The sequence below is a fragment of the Streptomyces sp. NBC_00459 genome (assembly GCF_036013955.1).
Classification (GTDB): Bacteria; Actinomycetota; Actinomycetes; order Streptomycetales; family Streptomycetaceae; genus Streptomyces.
On the sequence record NZ_CP107903.1, the window covers coordinates 9,343,245 to 9,359,932 of the forward strand.

Here is a 16,688-nt window from a genome sequence, read left to right on the forward strand (position 1 = left end):
GAAAGTGCACAACATTCGGGTCGCAGGTCCGCGCGACCCGGTCCTTCACATCGGGGCGTTCACCCATCCAGCGTTGCTTCCGTCAGGAGAGGCCCATGCAAAGGCGCAGTTTCGGGCTTGCCGCAGTAGTGATCACGATCGTCGGCGCGGCCGGATGCGGGTCGTCGGACCCGGCAGACAGCGGTTCGTCGTCCTCCGGCGGCGACAAGACCACGCAGGTCAAGGTCGGCATCATCCCCATCATCGATGTGGCCCCGCTCTATCTGGGCCAGAAGAAGGGGTTCTTCAGCAGCCGGGGCATCGAACTGGAGATGGTCAGCGCCCAGGGCGGCGCGGCGATCATCCCCGGTGTGGTGAGCGATCAGTTCCAGTTCGGGTTCAGCAACACCACGTCGCTGATGATCGCCCAGGTCAAGGGCGTACCGATCAAGTCCGTGGTCAACGGCGCGGCCTCCAACGGCAAGGTCGGGGCCGACGTCACCGGTGTGGCCGTCAAGAAGGACAGCGCGATCAAGTCGGCCAAGGACCTCGCCGGGCACACGGTCGCCGTCAACACCCTGCAGAACATCGGGTCCACCACGGTGCGCGAGTCGGTCCGGCTGGCCGGCGGCGATCCGTCGAAGGTCAAGTTCGTCGAGATGCCGTTCGACCAGATGCCGGCCGCGCTGGACGGCGGGCGGGTGGACGCCGCCTGGATGGGCGATCCCGCGATGACGATCGCCAAGGCGCAGGGCGCCCGCGTCGTGGCCTCGCCGTTCGCCGAGACGGACCCGAAGCTCACCGTGGCGACGTACTTCACCTCCACGCAACTCGTGAAGCAGAAGCCCGACCTGGTCAAGAAGTTCGCCGCAGCCATGAGCGAGTCGCTCCAGTACGCCACCGACCACCCGGACGAGGCACGCCAGATCCTCACCACCTACACCAAGCTCAGCGGCGATGTCCTGAACAAGGTCACGCTGCCCAGCTGGCCTGCCGAGATCGACATGGCCTCGCTGCAGAAGCTCGCCTCCCTCGGCGAGACGGACGGCCTCTTCGACGGCAAGAAGCCCGACCTGAACGCCCTGTTCTCATGACCCGCGCCGCCGTCACCACCGACGTGGCGGGCTCCGCCGGGACCGGCACCGGTCCCGGCGGAGCCCCCGCCCGGCGGCTGCCGGAGCGGGCCGTCGCCCCGCTGCGCGGCCTGGCCGGACTCGCCGGGCTCGTCGCCGTGCTCGAAGTGCTGCCGCACACCGGCCTGGTGTCGGCCGACTATCTGCCGCCCGCCTCGGAGACCGTCCGCGCGCTGTGGCACCTGCTCGCCGAGCAGGCATTCTGGACCGCGCTCGGCGACACCCTCACCGGCTGGGGCCTGGGCCTGGCCATCTCCGTCGTGGCGGGCGTGGCGGCCGGACTGGTCATCGGCTCCGTACCCGTGCTGCGCGCGGTCACCGCCTCCACCATCGAGTTCCTGCGCCCCATCCCGTCCGTCGCCCTGATCCCCGTCGCCGTCCTGCTCTACGGTGCCGACCTCCGGTCCAAGCTGCTGCTCGTGGTGTACGCCTCCTTCTGGCAGGTGATCGTCCAGGTCCTGGCCGGTATCCAGGACGTCGACCCGGTCGCGGACGACACCGCCCGCAGCTATCGGCTCGGCACCTGGGGACGGCTGCGCCACGTCATGTGGCCCACCGCCCTGCCGTACGTGATGACGGGCGTACGGCTGGCCGCCACCGTCGCCCTCATCCTCGCCGTCACCGCCGAACTCGTCATCGGCGCGCCCGGACTCGGCCAGGAGATCGCCGTCGCGCAGTCGTCCGGAGCCGTACCGCAGGTCTACGCCCTGGTCCTGGTCACGGGGCTGCTCGGCGTCGCCGTCAACCTGGTGGCGCGAGCGGTCGAGCGGCGGGCACTGCACTGGCACCAGTCCGTACGTACGGAGGTGGCCGTATGACCGTCCTCACCGTCCTGCGCCGCGCCCTGCTGCTCCTGGGCCTGCCGGCCGTCCTCTTCGCCGTGTGGTGGTACGCCACCGCCGACAGCACCGACTTCTACGTACCGCCGCTGTCCAGCATCCTGGAAGCCTTCGGGAAGGTCTGGACGGGGGAGCGGCTGCTGTCCGACGTCGTGCCCAGTCTCCTTCGCCTCGCGGCCGGTTATCTCCTCGCCGTGGTGGCCGGAGTGGGGCTCGGCCTGCTGGTCGGTATGCGGCGGGTCGTACGGGACGTCCTGGAACCGGTCCTGGAACTCTTCCGGGCCATTCCGCCGCCCGTCCTCGTACCGGTGATCATGCTGTTCGCGGGCATCGGCGACACCATGAAGGTGATCGTCATCGTCAGCGGCTGTGTGTGGCCGATCCTGCTCAACACCGTCGAAGGCGTCCGCGCCGTGGACGAGGTGCTCGGCGACACCTGCCGGTCCTACGGCATCACCGGCACCGCCCGCCTGCGCCACCTCGTGCTGCGCGCGGCGAGCCCGCAGATCGTCACCGGCATGCGCCAGGCCCTGTCGATCGGGATCATCCTCATGGTCATCAGTGAGATGTTCGCCGCCAGCAACGGCCTGGGCTTCACCATCGTGCAGTTCCAGCGTTCGTTCGCCATCCCTGAGATGTGGAGCGGCGTCCTGCTCCTCGGCATCCTCGGCTTCCTTCTCTCCCTGCTCTTCCGGTTCGCCGAGAACCGGGTCCTGGCCTGGTACCACGGCCTGCGCCGCGCCCAGCGCAACCCCTGAAACGGAGCCGTCGATGCTCGACGTACGCAACCTGCAGAAGATCTACACCGGTCGGAACCGCAATGTCGAAGCCCTACGGAACCTGACGTTCCATATCGGCGCCGGTGAACTCGTCTGCCTGGTCGGGCCGTCCGGATGCGGCAAGACGACGCTGCTGAAGTGCATGGCGGGACTGCTCGCCCCCACCGACGGCGAAGTGCTCCTGGACGGACGCCCGGTCGACGGGCCCCCGCCCGGGATGGCGGTCGTCTTCCAGGAGTACGGCCGTTCCCTGTTCGCCTGGATGAACGTCCGCGACAACGTCGCCCTGCCCCTGCGCCGCAAGAAGCTCGGCAAGGCGCGGACACGGGAACTGGTGGACCACGCACTCGAGGTCGTGGGACTGGCCGACGCCCACCAGGCCTACCCCTGGCAGCTGTCGGGCGGTATGCAGCAGCGCGTCGCCATCGCACGCGCCGTCGCCTTCGAACCGAAGGTGCTGCTGATGGACGAGCCCTTCGCGGCCGTCGACGCCCAGACGCGTGCCGAACTCGAGGACCTCATCCGGCGCTTGTGGCGGGAACTCGGCGTCACCGTGCTGTTCGTCACCCACGACATCGACGAGGCCGTCTACCTCGGCCAGCGCACCGTCGTCCTGTCCAAGTCGCCGACCGTCGTGCAGGAGGACCTCACCATCGACCTCCCCGACGAACGCGACCAGTTGCACACCCGCTCCAGCCCCCGCTTCGCCGAACTCCGCGCCCATGTCTACGAACAGATCCAGCGGGCAAAACACCGGAGCGGCGACACGGACGCCCAGGTCGAGGACCGGGCACCCGAGCCCGCACTGCAGAAGACCGAACGCTGAGCGGCCTCTTGGGGGAGCAGGACATGGAACAGCCCACCGGAATCGAGGAGATGGCGGAACGGGTCGCCCTGGTCGACGCGGCCGTCCGGCCCATCGCGCAGCGGCCCGTGGACATCACCGACCCCGACTGGGTGGAGAAGATGCGGCAGGGGCCGGCTCCGCTGGACGAGGCGGGTGTCCGGGCGGAGGCCGAGTCGGTGCTGCGGGCCCTGATCGCCGTCTACACACAGGGCGACGAGTCGCTTCGCGTGTCCGTACGCGGGCTCTTCTCTCGCTACACCTCCTTCCGTTGGGCCACCCACCTGCCCGTCGATCCCACCCCCGAAGGCTTCCGGCAGCGCCTGCTGCACATGTCCGCCGTCGACCAGGGCTCCGACATGCGAGACGAGCTGCTCTCGCTGCGCGACCTGTGCGCGGACGCGCGAACGGCGGGGATCGACATCGGACCGATCCTGCGTGAGGTGGCGGAGCTGTCCAGCCGGGAGGACAAGTACGGGATGGGGTCCATGCGGGACATCCTGCGCGGTGCGGCGCAGCCTTGACCGGGCGAAGCCTCGGCCCTACCCCACCGGCTGCCGCACGGGCGACCTTGCCAGTCGTGCGGCGACCGCCATGACGACGACGGCGATCAGGACGATGCCGGCGCCGACGAAGAGCGGCGCGGTGTAGCCGAGGCCCGCGGTGATGGCCAGCCCGCCGAGCCAGGCGCCGAGGGCGTTGCCGAGGTTGGACGCGGACACGTTGGCGCCGGCGGCCAGTGCCGCTCCGTGGGCGTGGTCGGTGACGCGGGTGATCATGCCGGGCACACTGGCGAACCCGGTCACTCCCATCAGGAACACCAGTACCACCGACGCAGTGGCGTTGCCGGCCAGCAGGCCGAACGCGGTCAGGGTGACGGTGAGTCCGAGCAGGGACAGGACCAGGGTGCGGTCCCGGTCGCGGTCGGCCGCTCGCCCGCCGACGATGTTCCCGACGACCAGGCCGGAGCCGTACACCATCAGCAGCCAGGCGACGTCCGCCGACGCGAAGCCGCCGACCTCGGTGAACGTGTAGGCGATGTAGGTGAACGCCCCGAACATCCCGCCGTAGCCGAGCGCGGTGGCCGTCAGGGTCAGCCAGACCTGCCAGGACCGGAACGCCCGGAACTGCGCCCGCAGGCTGCTGGGAGGTACCGGCTCCGCGCGGCCTGTCACCGCCGTCGGCCGCGTCGCTCCGGCCCCGCCGGGGACGAGGGCGACGATTCCCGCCAGCGCGAGCACACCGATCGCGGTGACCGCCCAGAAGGCCGCCCGCCACCCCCACCGCTCACCGACCAGCGCGCCGAACGGCACACCCAGCACGTTCGCCACCGTCAGCCCGGCGAACATGACGGCCACCGCACGGGACTTACGCTCCGGAGCGACCAGACCGCGCGCGACCAGTGATCCGATGCCGAAGAACGAGCCGTGGCACAGGGCGGCGACGATCCGCCCGAGCAGCATCACCTCGTAGTCCGGCGCGACCGCGCACATCAGGTTGCCGACGACGAACAACGCCACCAGGCCGACCAGCACCTGCTTGCGGGGCAGCCGTGCCGTCGCCGCGGTCAGTGCGATCGCGCCGACCGCGACACTCAACGCGTACCCGGAGATGAGCCGGCCCGCAGCCGCCTCGGACACCTCGAAACCCGACGCCACCTGCGGCAGCAGCCCGGCGATCAGGAACTCGGTCAGCCCGATGCCGAATCCGCCCAGCGCCAGCGCGACCAGTCCCATCGGCATCCGTCCCATGGTCCAACCCTCACCCCTGGCGACGGAGGCGTCCATGGACATCGACCGGCGGCGCTTGGACGGAATTCGGCGGAGCCCGAGTGCCCTTCAGCCCGCGGTGATACGGGAGTTGACCCGCCGCATCCAGTCCCCGTCGGTGTGCCACATGGGGTGGTGAGGGGCCGCGTTGGAGGTCAGGACGATGCCCTGGAAACCCGCGGCGAGGCAGCGGTCGACGACGAACTCGGCGATGTCCTTCCCGACGGCGTCCTCCTCGAAGCGTGTCAGGAGCGGGGTGTAGCCCACGACGCCTTCACCGAGGACGGCGGGGATGCCACGGCGCCGCGCGAACTCGGCGACGGAGTCGACCCAGCCGGCCAGCGTCTCCCGCATGCTCTCGCGGTGCGCCGCGTAGTTCTCGTAGAGCCACAGGTCCCAGCGGTCGGGATCCACCCAGTCGTGCGCGTAGAACAGTTCGCGCGGAATTCCCGTGGCGGCCAGCCGCCAGGGCTCGTCCGGCTGGTATTCGGCGAACGCGGGTGCGTTGGGGCGCAGCATGGCGGACAGCTCGGGGGTGGGCCAGGTGGGCGTCTCGGGCGCCGCTTCGGTGCCGTGCCAGAGTCCCACCGCCGTGTACAGCGCGCCGAGCACGCCGTAGACGTAGAAGTGGAAGTGCGCGAGCTGCGCCTGGTCCGGCAGGTCGTCGATCTCGTCGGGCCATGGTTCGCCCAGGGAGTAGGTGACGGGGATGCCGGGGTGGCGTGCCTGCAACAGCTTCACGGCGCGTTCGAGGGGGCCGCGCAGCCGGGCGTAGTGTTTGGGGTCGCCGTCGGCCGGTACCAGGGAGCAGTTGTCGACCTCGTTGTGCACCTCGACGTACGCGACGCCGTCGGTGAGACCCCGCTCGGTGAGGAAGTCCAGCAGCCCGGCGAGCGCCTCGGCCACGGCCTCGGCGCGGTCCGGGCCTGGCACCTCGGCCAGGGCGCGGTGCCAGGCGTCGGTGTCGGCGAAGCTGGGGGACTGCTGGTACTCCCACGACGACACGATCACCTTGCAGTCGTGGCGGGCCGCTGCCTCGAACAGCTCGACGAGCCGCCGACGGCCGTCCAGTGGATAGCCGCCGCGCACGTTGTACCAGCGGGTTCGCTGCCCGAACTCCTCGCCCAGGCCGCGGACCTGAAGTGTCTCCGGATCGTCGACGCGCCCGGAGAACAGGAGGAAGGGCATCGCGCAGATGCGCACGGTGTTGAAGCCCCGGTCGACCGTCTCGGCGAACGCGCGGTCCAGGTCGGCGAACGGTTCGCCGGGGCCTGCCTGCGTGTACCAGCTGAAGTCCCACAGGGTGATGGCCATTGTCTGCTGCTGTGTTGTCATGAGAGCACGCTAGCTCAATTCATTATTTATGAATAATGCTTGACAGGGGTGGCGGGACTCCCCAGGCTCAGGTGCCATGACCGAACCCATCCGTCCGTCCCGGCGTACCGTCGTGACGGCACTCAGCGCCGCCGCCGCCGTCGTCGTCGCTCTGCCCGCCTGGCCGGAGAGCGCGCAAGCGGCGACCGCCACATCCGGCGCGGTGCTCGACACCCACCCGGCCACCGAGCCCTCCGGCACCCATGTGCGTGACGTGGGCGGCACCAACGTCGTCTTCCAGTACGGCGCGGTCCTCCCCGCCTTCGACGGCTGGCGCACGCATGAGCCCACCCGCGACTACCTGTCCCTCGACAGGAAGTGGCGCTTCCGCTTCGATCCGGCCGGCCAGGGGCTCGGTGAGGGCTGGCAGTCCGCGCACCATGACGACAGCACGTGGGGCCACATCGGCGTCCCGTCTGCCTGGGACCTGCTGGACACCCCCGGATTCGGCTCGGAGGACGGCCCCTTCGCCCAGGGCACCGCGTTCAACGACGGCTACGCCTGGTACCGCACCACCGTCGACGTACCCGGATCCTGGCGGGCCCGGCATGTACGCATCGCCTTCCTCGCGGCCGGGTACAGCGCCGAGGTCTGGCTCGACGGCAGGCATCTCGGCAAGCACGAGGGCGCCAACTCGCCCTTCGCGCTTCCGGTGGCGGGGGCGCTGAGGCCGGGAACGCGTCAGACGATCGCCGTCCGTGTCTTCCGCAAGGCCAGCTACACCGACTACACGGCCTCGCCCGCCCAGCCGGTCACCGACAACCACGAACTGCCGTACAAGCCCGTCGACTACTGGCCCTACGCGGGCCTCACCCGGTCGGCCTGGATCGAGGCGGTCCCGCAGGTCACCATCGCCAAACTGCTCGCCGTCGGCGCGAACGGGCGCCTTGAGGCACGCGCGGTCGTCGAGAACCACAGCGCCACCGACTTCGACGGCCGGCTCACCCTGGATCCCGGCCGGGGCAGCGGTGGCCGGCCCGTCGTGGTCGCCGCCCGGATCGCGGCCCGGTCGGCCGGCGTCGTACGCGTCTCGCTCCCGATACCCCGGGCCCCGCGCTGGAGCCCCGCCTCGCCGCACACGCTGACCGCCCGCGCCACCCTGGCCGCCGGTCGGCACTCGGGCCCACGGGTGGACACGCTGTCCACCCGGTACGGCGTGCGTGAACTGACCATAGCCGACGCCCGGTTGAGGCTGAACAACAAGCCGCTGTTCCTCAAGGGACTCAACTGGCACGAGGAGACCGCCGCACACGGCAGGGCGATGACCCCGGCCGAGTACGACCGGGAACTGGGCCAGGTGAAGGCGGTGGGCGCCAACCTCATCCGCAACTGCGTCTACAACCGCCACCCGTACGTCTACGACTGGGCGGACGAGCACGGGGTCCTGGTGATGGACGACATCGACACCATGTGGCTGAACACCGCCCAGGAGAAGCTCCAGACCGAGCGCTACGGTCTCGCCCGCGCCCTTGCCCTGACCATGGCGTGGAACCAGCACAACCACCCCTCGGTGATCCTCTGGGGGCTCCAGAACGAGTCGGAGATCGACGCCGCGGGCGCTCCGGTCTACCGGGCCTGGCTCGCCGACCTCAAGGCGGCCGTGAAGGCGGTCGACCTCACCGCCCGGCCCGTCACCTGGGCCTCCAACACCAGCAACGACCCCGCCTTCGACCTGGCCGACGTGATCGGGTTCAACGAGTACTTCGGCTACTTCTACGGCAAGGACGCCGACCTCGGCCCCACACTGGACACGGTCCACGCGAGGTATCCCGACAAGCCGATCCTGATCACCGAGAACGGCACGTGGTCCGAGGCGGGCACCCACGGCCCCGCAACCACGCAGGGCACGGAGGAGTGGCAGGCGGCGAGCTTCACCGCCCACTGGAACCAGGTGACCGCGCGCAGCGACTTCGTCGCCGGGTTCGTCTACTGGGTACTCAAGGACTACAAGCAGCGCTGCGGGTACAACCAGGACCACAACGGCATCTCCGTCATGGGCCTGCTCACCTTCGAGGAGGAACGGCCCAAGCTCGTCCACGAGGTGTTCCGGAAGGCGGTCATTCCCGGGGACAGGTGACGCCAGGCGGTGACGCCGAAAGAGGGGAGGGGCGATCTGCCCCTCCCCTCTTGTGTTGTCGCCCCCTTGTGCCGGCGGCGAGTGCCACTTCGGCTCCCGGTGCCGTGACGCGGTCGGCGTCAGCCCTTTACGCTGCCCTCGGTCAGGCCGCTGCGCCAGAAACGCTGCAGGGTGACCATGGCGATCATCAGGGGGACGACCGAGACGAAGGCACCTCCAACGGTCAGCTGATAGAGCTGCGGTTGGCGGTCGGCGAAGGACTGCCACGACGTCAGACCGAGGGTGATGGGGTACAGCTTGGAGTCGGAGAGCATGACCAGCGGCAGGAAGTAGTTGTTCCAGATGCCGACGAACTGGAACAGGAAGATCGTCACCAGGGCGGGGGTCATGATGCGCAGAGCGACGACCGTGAAGATGCGGACCTCTCCCGCGCCGTCGATGCGCGCCGCCTCCAGCAGCTCGTCCGGTATGGATGCCGCGGCGTAGATCCGGCACAGGTACACGCCGAAGGGACTGACGAAGCTCGGCAGCAGTACGGCCCAGTAGGTGTTGGCCAGGCCCGCCTTGCTGAACAGCAGGTACATGGGCAGCGCCAGCGCCGTGGCGGGGATCAGGACGCCACCCAGCACGATGTTGAAGATCGTGTCGCGGCCGGTGAAGGAGAACTTGGCCAGCGCGTAGCCGGACATCGCGGCCAGAAGCGTCGCCACGGCCGCGCCGACACCTGCGTACAGCAGGCTGTTGGCGGCCCAGCGCAGGTAGATCGCGTCGTCGTAGGTGACCACCTCGCGCAGATTGCTCAGGAACCGGGGATGGGAGAACCACAACCCGAAGCTGCCGAACAGGTCGCCGGTGGACTTGGTGGATGCCACGGCCAGCCAGTACACCGGGAGCAGGAAGTACCCGGCGGCCGCCACCAGCAGGCCGGTCACCAGGATGCGACTGCGAGCGGTGACCCCGGTGATGCCGCCGCGCGGCGTCGTGCCGTCGTCGGAGGCCGGCGTCTCGCCACTCGGCGGGAGTGTGCGGGCCGGCGTATGGAGACTCACGCGTCCCCACCTCTCTTGTTGATCAGCCGCAGAAAACCGAAGGAGAGCACGAACGCGGCGAGGGCGAGCAGGACCGCCTCGGCAGCGGCGAGGTGGTAGTTGTCGTTGGTGAACGCCTCGTTGTAGGCGCTGAGGTTGGGGGTGTAGGCGCTGTCGATACTCGACGAGACGGGCTTGAGCACCAGCGGTTCCGCGAACAGTTGCAGCGTGCCGATGATGGTGAAGACCGTGGTGAGGATCAGCGCCGGGCGCAGCAGCGGCAGTTTGACGTACCGGACCGTCGCCCACGCACTGGCACCGTCGATGCGGGCGGCCTCGTACAGCTCCGCGGGGATGGTACGCAGCTGTGCGACGAGAACCAGGACGTTGTAGCCGGCGAACTCCCAGGTGACGATGTTCGCGATGGACCACAGAACCGTGTTTCCGCCCAGCAGGTCGACCGACACCCCCAGATGGCGCATGCCGTCCACGAGCGGGCTGACTCCCGGTACGTAGAGGAAGCCCCACAGGATGGACGCGATGACGCCCGGAACGCCGTAGGGCAGGAAGAAGGCGGCGCGGAAGAACCGCACGCCTCTGGCCGAGGCGCTGTCCAGCAGCAGCGCGAGCCCGGCGGACAACGCGACCATCACCGGCACCTGGACGGCCGCGAACAGCAGTACGCGGCCGATGCTGCGCAGAAAGGCGTGATCGGACAACGCGTCGGAGTAGTTGTCCAGCGCCACGAAGACGGTATGGCTGCCGCCGAGCCCCAGGGCCCCGGTGTACTCGACATCCATGACGCTCTGGTGCACGGCGTAGCCGATGGGGAGGGCGAAGGCCAGGAGGAACAGCAGGAGGAACGGCGCGACAAAGGCGAAGGGCGCCAGGTTTCTGCGGCGACGGGGTGCTCGGGTAGCCATCAGGGTTCTTTCTGGAGTCCGGAGGGGAGAACGGCGGCGGCCGTGTCCCGCCCTCCGGAGGTGGTCACTTGCCGGTGGAGACCTTCAGGCCCTTCCTCTTCAGGTCCTCGACGGTCTGCTTCTGCGCCTGCTGGACCGCGGAGACGAACGTGCCCTTGCCGGCCAGGGCGGCCTGGAAGCCGTCGTTGAGGTGCTGGTAGGTGGCGTCGATGGTCGGTATCCACTTCCACGAGGTGTCGATGCTCTTGTCCGCCTGTGCGAAGACCTCGTTGTACTTCTGCCCTCCGAAGAACGGTGACGGCTTGTCCAGTGAGGAGCCCTTGTATCCGTCGGCCGAAGCAGGCCAGCCGTATCCGCCCTGGAGGAGCAGGTCGACGCTCGCGGGGTCCGTGTTGAGCCATTCGGCGAACTTCAGGGCCTCGGGGATGTGCTTGGCGCCCTTGAGGACAGCCGTGGAGGATCCTCCCCAGTTCGCGGAGACGTTCGAGCCCTTCGTCCACTGCGGCATGGGTGCGACGGCCCATTTGCCGGTGGTCTGGGGAGCGTTTCCGCTGATGATGGCGTCGCCCCACTGGGCGCTGACCCATGAGGTGATGGCACCGGTCTGCAGGTCCTTGTACCAGCCGTTGGCGAAGTCGGGTTCGGTCTTGATCACTTTCTTGCTGCGCAGGTCGTCCCAGAAGGCGGCGACCTTGAGGGTCTGCGGGGAGTCGATGTTCACCGACCAGGTGTCGCCGTTCACGCCGAACCACTTGGCGCCGGCCTGCCAGGCGAGTGCGGTGAACCAGGCGGAGTTGCCGGCGGGGAAGGTGCTGATGTAGGCCTTCGGGTCGGCGGCGTGGATCTTCTGCGCGGCCTGGGCGAACTCGTCCCAGGTGGCGGGCGGCTCGATGCCCCACTTCTTGTACAGGTCGGAGCGGTAGAACAGGCCCATCGGACCGGACGCCTGGGGGATCGCGTAGACGGCCGAGCCGAAGACTCCCTGCTGCCACTGCCAGTCCACGAACTTCGACCGGTCCTTGTCCGCGCCGTACTGGGACAGGTTCACCAGTCCGTTCTCCAGCAGGAACGAGGGGATCTCCTGGTACTCCACCTGTGCCAGGTCGGGTGCGTTGCCGCTCTTGAGCGCGGCGCGCATCTTGGCGTAGCCGCCGCTGCTGCCCGCCGGGATCTTCTCCAGTTTGACGTGGATGTCCGGGTGGGTGGCGTTCCACTTGTCGACAGCCTTGTCGACACCGGGAACCCACGACCAGAAGCGCAGGTCGACCTTCTGGCCGGGCTTGACAGGTGCCTGGACCGCGGGGTCCTTCGAACCTGACGAACCCCCGCAGGCGGAGATCAGCAGGGAGGCGGTGGCAAGGGTGACGGCGAGTGCGCCCCGGCTTCTGCGGAGGCGTGTGGTGCGGCTCATGGGAGGAGGTCCTTTTCCTGGCTTCGTACCGGAGGGGCCTGTTGCTTGCCGGTCAGTCTTGGAGCGGCGTCGCCACCCCGTCAAGATATATTCATAATTAATTGAAACAGCTATGGTGGGGCGCAGGCAGCCGGAAAGAAGAGGTAAACGATGACGGAGTGCCACAGGATGGCCGGACGGGTGGCGGTGATCACCGGCGCCGCGCACGGCATCGGCGCGGCCACGGCGCGAAGGCTCGCGGCAGAGGGCGCGACAGTCGTGGTGACGGACGTGGACGACGCTGCGGGCAAGACGCTCGCCGCGGACATCGAGGACAGCGGGGGCCGCGCGGAGTACGTGCGCTGCGACGTCACCTCGGCCGCCGACTGGGAGAACCTTGCCCGCCACGTCGAGGAGCGGCACGGGCGCCTGGACGTCCTGCACAGCAACGCCTTCGCCCAGGTCAACAAGCCCGCCCATGAGCTGAGCGAGGCCGAGTGGGACGGTCAGATGGCCGTACTGCTCAAGCCGGCCTGGCGGGCCATGAAGACCTTCGCCGTCATGCTGCGCGAGGCCTCGGGATCCGTCGTCCTCACCTCCTCGGTGCACGCGGTCATGGGCCTGCCCGGCCACGCCGCCTACGCCGCCGCGAAGGGCGCGCTGTGCTCGCTGGGACGGCAGCTGGCCGTCGAGTACGGGCCGGACATCCGGGTCAACACCGTGCTGCCCGGACCCATCCTCACCGCCGCCTGGGACGGCATCCCGGAGGCCGACCGGGCACGCAGTGTGGCCGCCACGGCCGCGAGGCGGTTCGGGCAGCCGGAGGAGGTGGCCGCCGCCGTCGCCTTCCTGGCATCGGCGGACGCTTCCTACGTGACCGGGGCGAGCCTCGTGGTTGATGGAGGATGGAGCGTCATGAAGGAGTCCTCGTGAGAGGCGCGCACCCCGCGACGGGCCGTGCGCGGCCTCGGCGAACAGGACCGGAACGGAAACGGAGAACACGGTGATCCATCCCGGTAGGGGGCTGCACGGCCAGGCGGTTGAGGAGCTGGGCCGACGCATCATCCGCGGCGACTACCCCCCGGGCTCCGTGGTGGACCCGACCAACTTCGAGACGGAACTGGGCGTCAGCAAGACCGTGGTCCGCGAGGCCATGCGTGTGCTCGCGTCCAAGGGCCTGTTGGAGTCGCGGCAGAAACGCGGTACGACCATCAGGCCCCGCGCCGACTGGAACCTGCTCGACAGCGACCTGCTGCGCTGGCAGGGCAGCAGCGCTCCGACCGACGGTTTCCTGGAGGACCTCGCGGAGGTCCGCGCGATCGTCGAGCCCGCCGGCGCGCGGCTCGCCGCGGTCCGCCGTACCCCGGCCGACCTGGACGCGATGCGGCAGGCACTGGCCGCGATGGCGGCGGCGGGCACGGACGCGGCGGCGATGGTCGAGGCGGACCTGGCCTTCCACCGCGCCCTCCTGGACGCCGCCCACAACGAACTGCTCAGCCGTATGGAGGTCGTCATCGAAGCCGGCCTGCGCGTCCGCGACCGGATCGTGCACGGCGCCCAGCACTTCTCCGACTCCATCCCCGTGCACCAGGAACTGGTCGACGCCGTCGAGGCGGGCGACCCGGACGCCGCCGCGGCGGCCGTCGCATCGCTCCTGGCGCAGGCCTCCGACGACCTGGCCGCCGTACAGGCCAGGAAAGACAGGGAAGACCGCGCCGCCGACGTCGCGACCGACACGCCGCCGAAGGAAATTCCTTGAAGATAACCGGACTTGAGACGTTCCTGGTGGCTCCGCGCTGGCTGTTCCTGCGCGTCGCCACCGACGAGGGCGTCACCGGCTGGGGCGAACCCGTCGTCGAGGGCCGCGCCGAGACCGTACGCGCAGCGGTCCACGAACTGGCCGACTACCTCGTCGGCCGCGACCCGCTGCGCATCGAGGACCACTGGCAGGTACTCACCAAGGGCGGCTTCTACCGCGGCGGTCCCATCCTCTCCAGCGCCGTCGCCGGTATCGACCAGGCCCTCTGGGACATCGCGGGCAAGACCTACGGCGTCCCGGTGCACCGCCTCCTCGGCGGCCCGGTCCGTGACCGCGTCCGCATGTACGCCTGGATCGGCGGCGACCGCCCCAGCGACGTCGCGGAACTGGCCGAGGAACAGATGAAAGCCGGCTTCACCGCCGTCAAGATGAACGGCTCGGCCGAACTCGCCCCCATCGACACCCCGGCACGCACCGCCGAGGTCGTCGAACGCGTCGCGGCCGTCCGTGAGGTGCTCGGCGACGAGCGGGACATCGCTGTCGACTTCCACGGCCGCGCCTCCACCGCCATGTCACGCCGCCTGCTGCCCCAACTGGAGCCGCTGCACCCGCTGTTCGTCGAAGAGCCGGTCGCGCCGGAACACTCGGCCAACCTGCGCAGCCTCGTCGAGTCCACGAGCATCCCGCTCGCCACCGGCGAACGCCTTTACTCCCGCTGGGACTTCCGCGACGTCCTGGCCAGCGGCATCGCCGTCGCCCAGCCCGACCTTTCGCACGCCGGCGGCATCTCCGAGGTCCGCCGTATCTCGGCCATGGCCGAGATGTACGACGTCGTCATGGCCCCGCACTGCCCGCTCGGCCCGATCGCCCTGGCAGCGAGCCTCCAGATCGCCTTCTCCGTACCGAACTTCCTCATCCAGGAACAGAGCATGGGCATCCACTACAACCAGCAGTGCGACCTGCTGGAGTACGTGATGGACCCCGAACCCTTCCGGTTCCGGGACGGATACGCCGTCGCCTCCACCCGCCCGGGTCTCGGCGTCGAGATCGACGAGAAGGCGGTGCGCCACGCCGCCGAGACCGGACACCGCTGGCGCAACCCCGTATGGCGCGGCCCCGACGGGGCGTTCACCGAGTGGTGACCGCCATCGGACCGTGCCCCGAACCCACGCGCAAGGAGAGCCCGCTCCCATGAACCCGGCGGAACCGAACCTGGTGGAATCGCTCCGCGCCCACCGCCTGCTGGCGATCGTCCGCGGCAAGGACCCCGCCGCGGCCCTGAACACCGTACGCACCCTCGCCGAGGAGGGCATCGCGGCCATCGAGGTCTCGCTGACCGCCGCGGACGCCCTGACCGTCATACGTCGGGCCCGCGCCGAACTGGGCCCCGACGCACTCCTCGGCGCCGGCACCGTACGCTCGGCCGCGGACGCCGCCCGAGCCGTGGACGCCGGAGCGTCGTACCTCGTCACACCGGCCCTCGTCGACGGGCTTGAGCAGTACGGCGTACCCGTGCTGATGGGCGCCCTGACACCCAGCGAGATCGAAGCCGCGCTCGCACGGGGCGCCGCCGCGATCAAGCTCTTCCCCGGCTCCTTCGGCGGCCCCGGCTATCTGAAGGCCCTGCGCGATCCCTTCCCCGAGGTGCCCTTCGTGCCGGTCGGCGGAGTGGACGCGCGGGCCGCCCGCGACTACCTGGACCGGGGCGCCATCGCCGTCGGTGTCGGCTCCCCGCTCGTCGGTGACGCGGCCGACGGCGGCGACCTGGACCAACTCCGCCTCCGCGCGGCCGGGTTCCGCAAGGTGGCGGCGGGGGAGACACCGTGACGATCCCGACTGCACCGGAGGTCGTGACCTTCGGCGAGACCATGGCGGCGCTGCGGGCGCACGGCGCGCTGCGGCTCGGCGGCGAGCTCGGCCTGTCCGTGGCCGGAGCCGAGTCCAACGTCGCGATCGGGCTCGCCCGGCTCGGGCACCGGGTGAGCTGGGCCGGGCGCGTGGGCGCGGACGAACTGGGCGCGCTGGTACTGCGCACGCTGCGCGCCGAGGGCGTCGACACCGGGCACGCGGTGACCGACGACGCCGACCGCCCCACCGGACTGCTGCTGACCGAACCCCGGCTCGGCACCCTGACCCGGGTCAGCTACTACCGTGCCGGCTCGGCGGGTTCGGCCGTGTCGCCGGACGACGTACTGCCCGCGCTGGCCGGCGGCGCCCGCATCCTGCATCTGACCGGCATCACACCAGCGCTCGGCCCGTCGGCGGCGGAGGCCGCCCTCACCGCCGCCAGGACGGCTCGCGACACCGGCATCACCGTATGCCTCGACGTCAACCACCGCTCCCGGCTGTGGACCACCGACCGCGCCCGCACGGTCCTGCGGCCGTTGGTGGCCCACATCGACCTGCTCATCGCCTCCGAGGACGAGCTGCCGCTGGTACTGGAACGACCGGGCGCGGAAGAATCCGAGGCCGTGCACAGCATCCTGGCCGCAGGTGTCGGCGAGGTGGTCGTCAAACGCGGGGCGCGCGGTGCGACCACCTTCACCGTCGACGGAGTAACCGATCGTGCGGCACGTCAGGTCGACGCGGTCGATCTGGTCGGCGCGGGTGACGCGTTCGTGGCCGGATACCTGTCCGGTGTCCTCGACGGCGGGGACATCCCGGCCCGTCTGCACCGGGCCGTCACCACCGCCGCCTTCGCCGTGGCCACCCGGGGCGACTGGGAGGGCCTTCCGACGCGGGACGAACTCGGGCTGCTCGACCGGCCCGACGGCACGACCATCCGCTGACCAGG

General features: G+C 69.8%; 16 protein-coding genes. 11 read left to right on the plus strand and 5 right to left on the minus strand.

From position 1 onward, the window contains the following. Positions 1–95: 95 nt before the first annotated feature. From OHN74_RS40980 to OHN74_RS41000, 5 genes are read left to right on the plus strand one after another with little or no spacing between them, the layout of a single operon-like run. On the plus strand, positions 96–1,073 hold the full coding sequence (locus tag OHN74_RS40980) for an ABC transporter substrate-binding protein (protein WP_327699636.1): 978 nt from the start codon (positions 96–98) through the stop codon (positions 1,071–1,073). After that, complete coding sequence (locus OHN74_RS40985) at positions 1,070–1,930, plus strand: ABC transporter permease (RefSeq protein ID WP_327699637.1); 861 nt, start codon at positions 1,070–1,072, stop codon at positions 1,928–1,930. Before OHN74_RS40980 ends, OHN74_RS40985 begins: the two co-directional genes overlap by 4 nt. Next, positions 1,927–2,709 carry an ABC transporter permease gene (locus tag OHN74_RS40990; RefSeq protein ID WP_327699638.1) on the plus strand — a complete coding sequence of 261 codons (783 nt, stop codon included), beginning with the start codon at positions 1,927–1,929 and terminating at the stop codon, positions 2,707–2,709. Before OHN74_RS40985 ends, OHN74_RS40990 begins: the two co-directional genes overlap by 4 nt. A 13-nt stretch (positions 2,710–2,722) precedes the next feature. Further along, positions 2,723–3,556 carry an ABC transporter ATP-binding protein gene (locus OHN74_RS40995; protein ID WP_327699639.1) on the plus strand — a complete coding sequence of 278 codons (834 nt, stop codon included), beginning with the start codon at positions 2,723–2,725 and terminating at the stop codon, positions 3,554–3,556. Between the two features lie 23 nt (positions 3,557–3,579). Continuing rightward, positions 3,580–4,098, plus strand: coding sequence for a hypothetical protein (locus OHN74_RS41000; RefSeq protein WP_327699640.1), 519 nt, complete (start codon positions 3,580–3,582; stop codon positions 4,096–4,098). A gap of 18 nt (positions 4,099–4,116) precedes the next feature. On the opposite strand, the gene OHN74_RS41005 is transcribed toward OHN74_RS41000, so the two are convergent. Beyond that, positions 4,117–5,316, minus strand: coding sequence for an MFS transporter (locus tag OHN74_RS41005; RefSeq protein WP_327700444.1), 1,200 nt, complete (start codon positions 5,314–5,316; stop codon positions 4,117–4,119). 96 nt (positions 5,317–5,412) lie between these two features. Further along, positions 5,413–6,678: a cellulase-like family protein gene (locus OHN74_RS41010; protein WP_327699641.1), complete on the minus strand. Its 1,266-nt coding sequence runs from the start codon at positions 6,676–6,678 to the stop codon at positions 5,413–5,415. 76 nt (positions 6,679–6,754) lie between these two features. Between OHN74_RS41010 and OHN74_RS41015 the strand changes: the two genes are divergently transcribed. Continuing rightward, positions 6,755–8,794: a glycoside hydrolase family 2 protein gene (locus OHN74_RS41015; RefSeq protein ID WP_327699642.1), complete on the plus strand. Its 2,040-nt coding sequence runs from the start codon at positions 6,755–6,757 to the stop codon at positions 8,792–8,794. A gap of 119 nt (positions 8,795–8,913) precedes the next feature. Here OHN74_RS41015 and OHN74_RS41020 read toward each other — a convergent pair whose 3' ends face one another. The 3 genes from OHN74_RS41020 to OHN74_RS41030 all read right to left on the minus strand — a co-directional run bounded on the left by OHN74_RS41020 (position 8,914) and on the right by OHN74_RS41030 (position 12,156). Next, positions 8,914–9,843, minus strand: a complete 930-nt coding sequence (locus tag OHN74_RS41020) for a carbohydrate ABC transporter permease (RefSeq protein WP_327699643.1) — start codon at positions 9,841–9,843, stop codon at positions 8,914–8,916. Next, positions 9,840–10,745 carry a carbohydrate ABC transporter permease gene (locus OHN74_RS41025; protein WP_327699644.1) on the minus strand — a complete coding sequence of 302 codons (906 nt, stop codon included), beginning with the start codon at positions 10,743–10,745 and terminating at the stop codon, positions 9,840–9,842. Before OHN74_RS41025 ends, OHN74_RS41020 begins: the two co-directional genes overlap by 4 nt. 64 nt (positions 10,746–10,809) lie before the next feature. Continuing rightward, positions 10,810–12,156 (minus strand): ABC transporter substrate-binding protein, encoded by a 1,347-nt coding sequence (locus OHN74_RS41030; RefSeq protein WP_327699645.1) that lies wholly within the window; start codon positions 12,154–12,156, stop codon positions 10,810–10,812. Between the two features lie 168 nt (positions 12,157–12,324). On the opposite strand from OHN74_RS41030, the gene OHN74_RS41035 reads away from it, so the two are divergent. The 5 genes from OHN74_RS41035 (at position 12,325) to OHN74_RS41055 (ending at position 16,683) form a co-directional block, all read left to right on the plus strand. After that, positions 12,325–13,068, plus strand: a complete 744-nt coding sequence (locus tag OHN74_RS41035) for an SDR family NAD(P)-dependent oxidoreductase (RefSeq protein ID WP_327699646.1) — start codon at positions 12,325–12,327, stop codon at positions 13,066–13,068. A gap of 70 nt (positions 13,069–13,138) precedes the next feature. Continuing rightward, a complete protein-coding gene (locus OHN74_RS41040) occupies positions 13,139–13,894 on the plus strand; it encodes a FadR/GntR family transcriptional regulator (RefSeq protein WP_327699647.1) in 756 nt (251 codons plus the stop codon). Next, positions 13,891–15,036: a galactonate dehydratase gene (gene dgoD / locus OHN74_RS41045; protein ID WP_327699648.1), complete on the plus strand. Its 1,146-nt coding sequence runs from the start codon at positions 13,891–13,893 to the stop codon at positions 15,034–15,036. The genes OHN74_RS41040 and dgoD overlap by 4 nt, the downstream gene beginning before the upstream one ends. A gap of 49 nt (positions 15,037–15,085) precedes the next feature. Next, positions 15,086–15,721 carry a bifunctional 4-hydroxy-2-oxoglutarate aldolase/2-dehydro-3-deoxy-phosphogluconate aldolase gene (locus OHN74_RS41050; RefSeq protein ID WP_327699649.1) on the plus strand — a complete coding sequence of 212 codons (636 nt, stop codon included), beginning with the start codon at positions 15,086–15,088 and terminating at the stop codon, positions 15,719–15,721. Further along, complete coding sequence (locus OHN74_RS41055; protein WP_443060520.1) at positions 15,718–16,683, plus strand: sugar kinase; 966 nt, start codon at positions 15,718–15,720, stop codon at positions 16,681–16,683. The genes OHN74_RS41050 and OHN74_RS41055 overlap by 4 nt, the downstream gene beginning before the upstream one ends. Positions 16,684–16,688 lie beyond the last annotated feature (5 nt).

What these genes read in the sequence shown, in the direction of transcription:
- OHN74_RS41025 (WP_327699644.1), bottom strand. Translation starts at nt 10,745, where the DNA reads ATGGCTACCCGAGCACCCCGTCGCCGCAGAAACCTGGCGCCCTTCGCC.
- OHN74_RS41030 (WP_327699645.1), bottom strand. Translation starts at nt 12,156, where the DNA reads ATGAGCCGCACCACACGCCTCCGCAGAAGCCGGGGCGCACTCGCCGTC.
- OHN74_RS40995 (WP_327699639.1), top strand. Translation starts at nt 2,723, where the DNA reads ATGCTCGACGTACGCAACCTGCAGAAGATCTACACCGGTCGGAACCGC.
- OHN74_RS41050 (WP_327699649.1), top strand. Translation starts at nt 15,086, where the DNA reads ATGAACCCGGCGGAACCGAACCTGGTGGAATCGCTCCGCGCCCACCGC.
- OHN74_RS41035 (WP_327699646.1), top strand. Translation starts at nt 12,325, where the DNA reads ATGGCCGGACGGGTGGCGGTGATCACCGGCGCCGCGCACGGCATCGGC.
- OHN74_RS41010 (WP_327699641.1), bottom strand. Translation starts at nt 6,678, where the DNA reads ATGACAACACAGCAGCAGACAATGGCCATCACCCTGTGGGACTTCAGC.
- OHN74_RS40990 (WP_327699638.1), top strand. Translation starts at nt 1,927, where the DNA reads ATGACCGTCCTCACCGTCCTGCGCCGCGCCCTGCTGCTCCTGGGCCTG.
- OHN74_RS41005 (WP_327700444.1), bottom strand. Translation starts at nt 5,316, where the DNA reads ATGCCGATGGGACTGGTCGCGCTGGCGCTGGGCGGATTCGGCATCGGG.
- OHN74_RS40980 (WP_327699636.1), top strand. Translation starts at nt 96, where the DNA reads ATGCAAAGGCGCAGTTTCGGGCTTGCCGCAGTAGTGATCACGATCGTC.
- OHN74_RS40985 (WP_327699637.1), top strand. Translation starts at nt 1,070, where the DNA reads ATGACCCGCGCCGCCGTCACCACCGACGTGGCGGGCTCCGCCGGGACC.
- OHN74_RS41000 (WP_327699640.1), top strand. Translation starts at nt 3,580, where the DNA reads ATGGAACAGCCCACCGGAATCGAGGAGATGGCGGAACGGGTCGCCCTG.
- OHN74_RS41015 (WP_327699642.1), top strand. Translation starts at nt 6,755, where the DNA reads ATGACCGAACCCATCCGTCCGTCCCGGCGTACCGTCGTGACGGCACTC.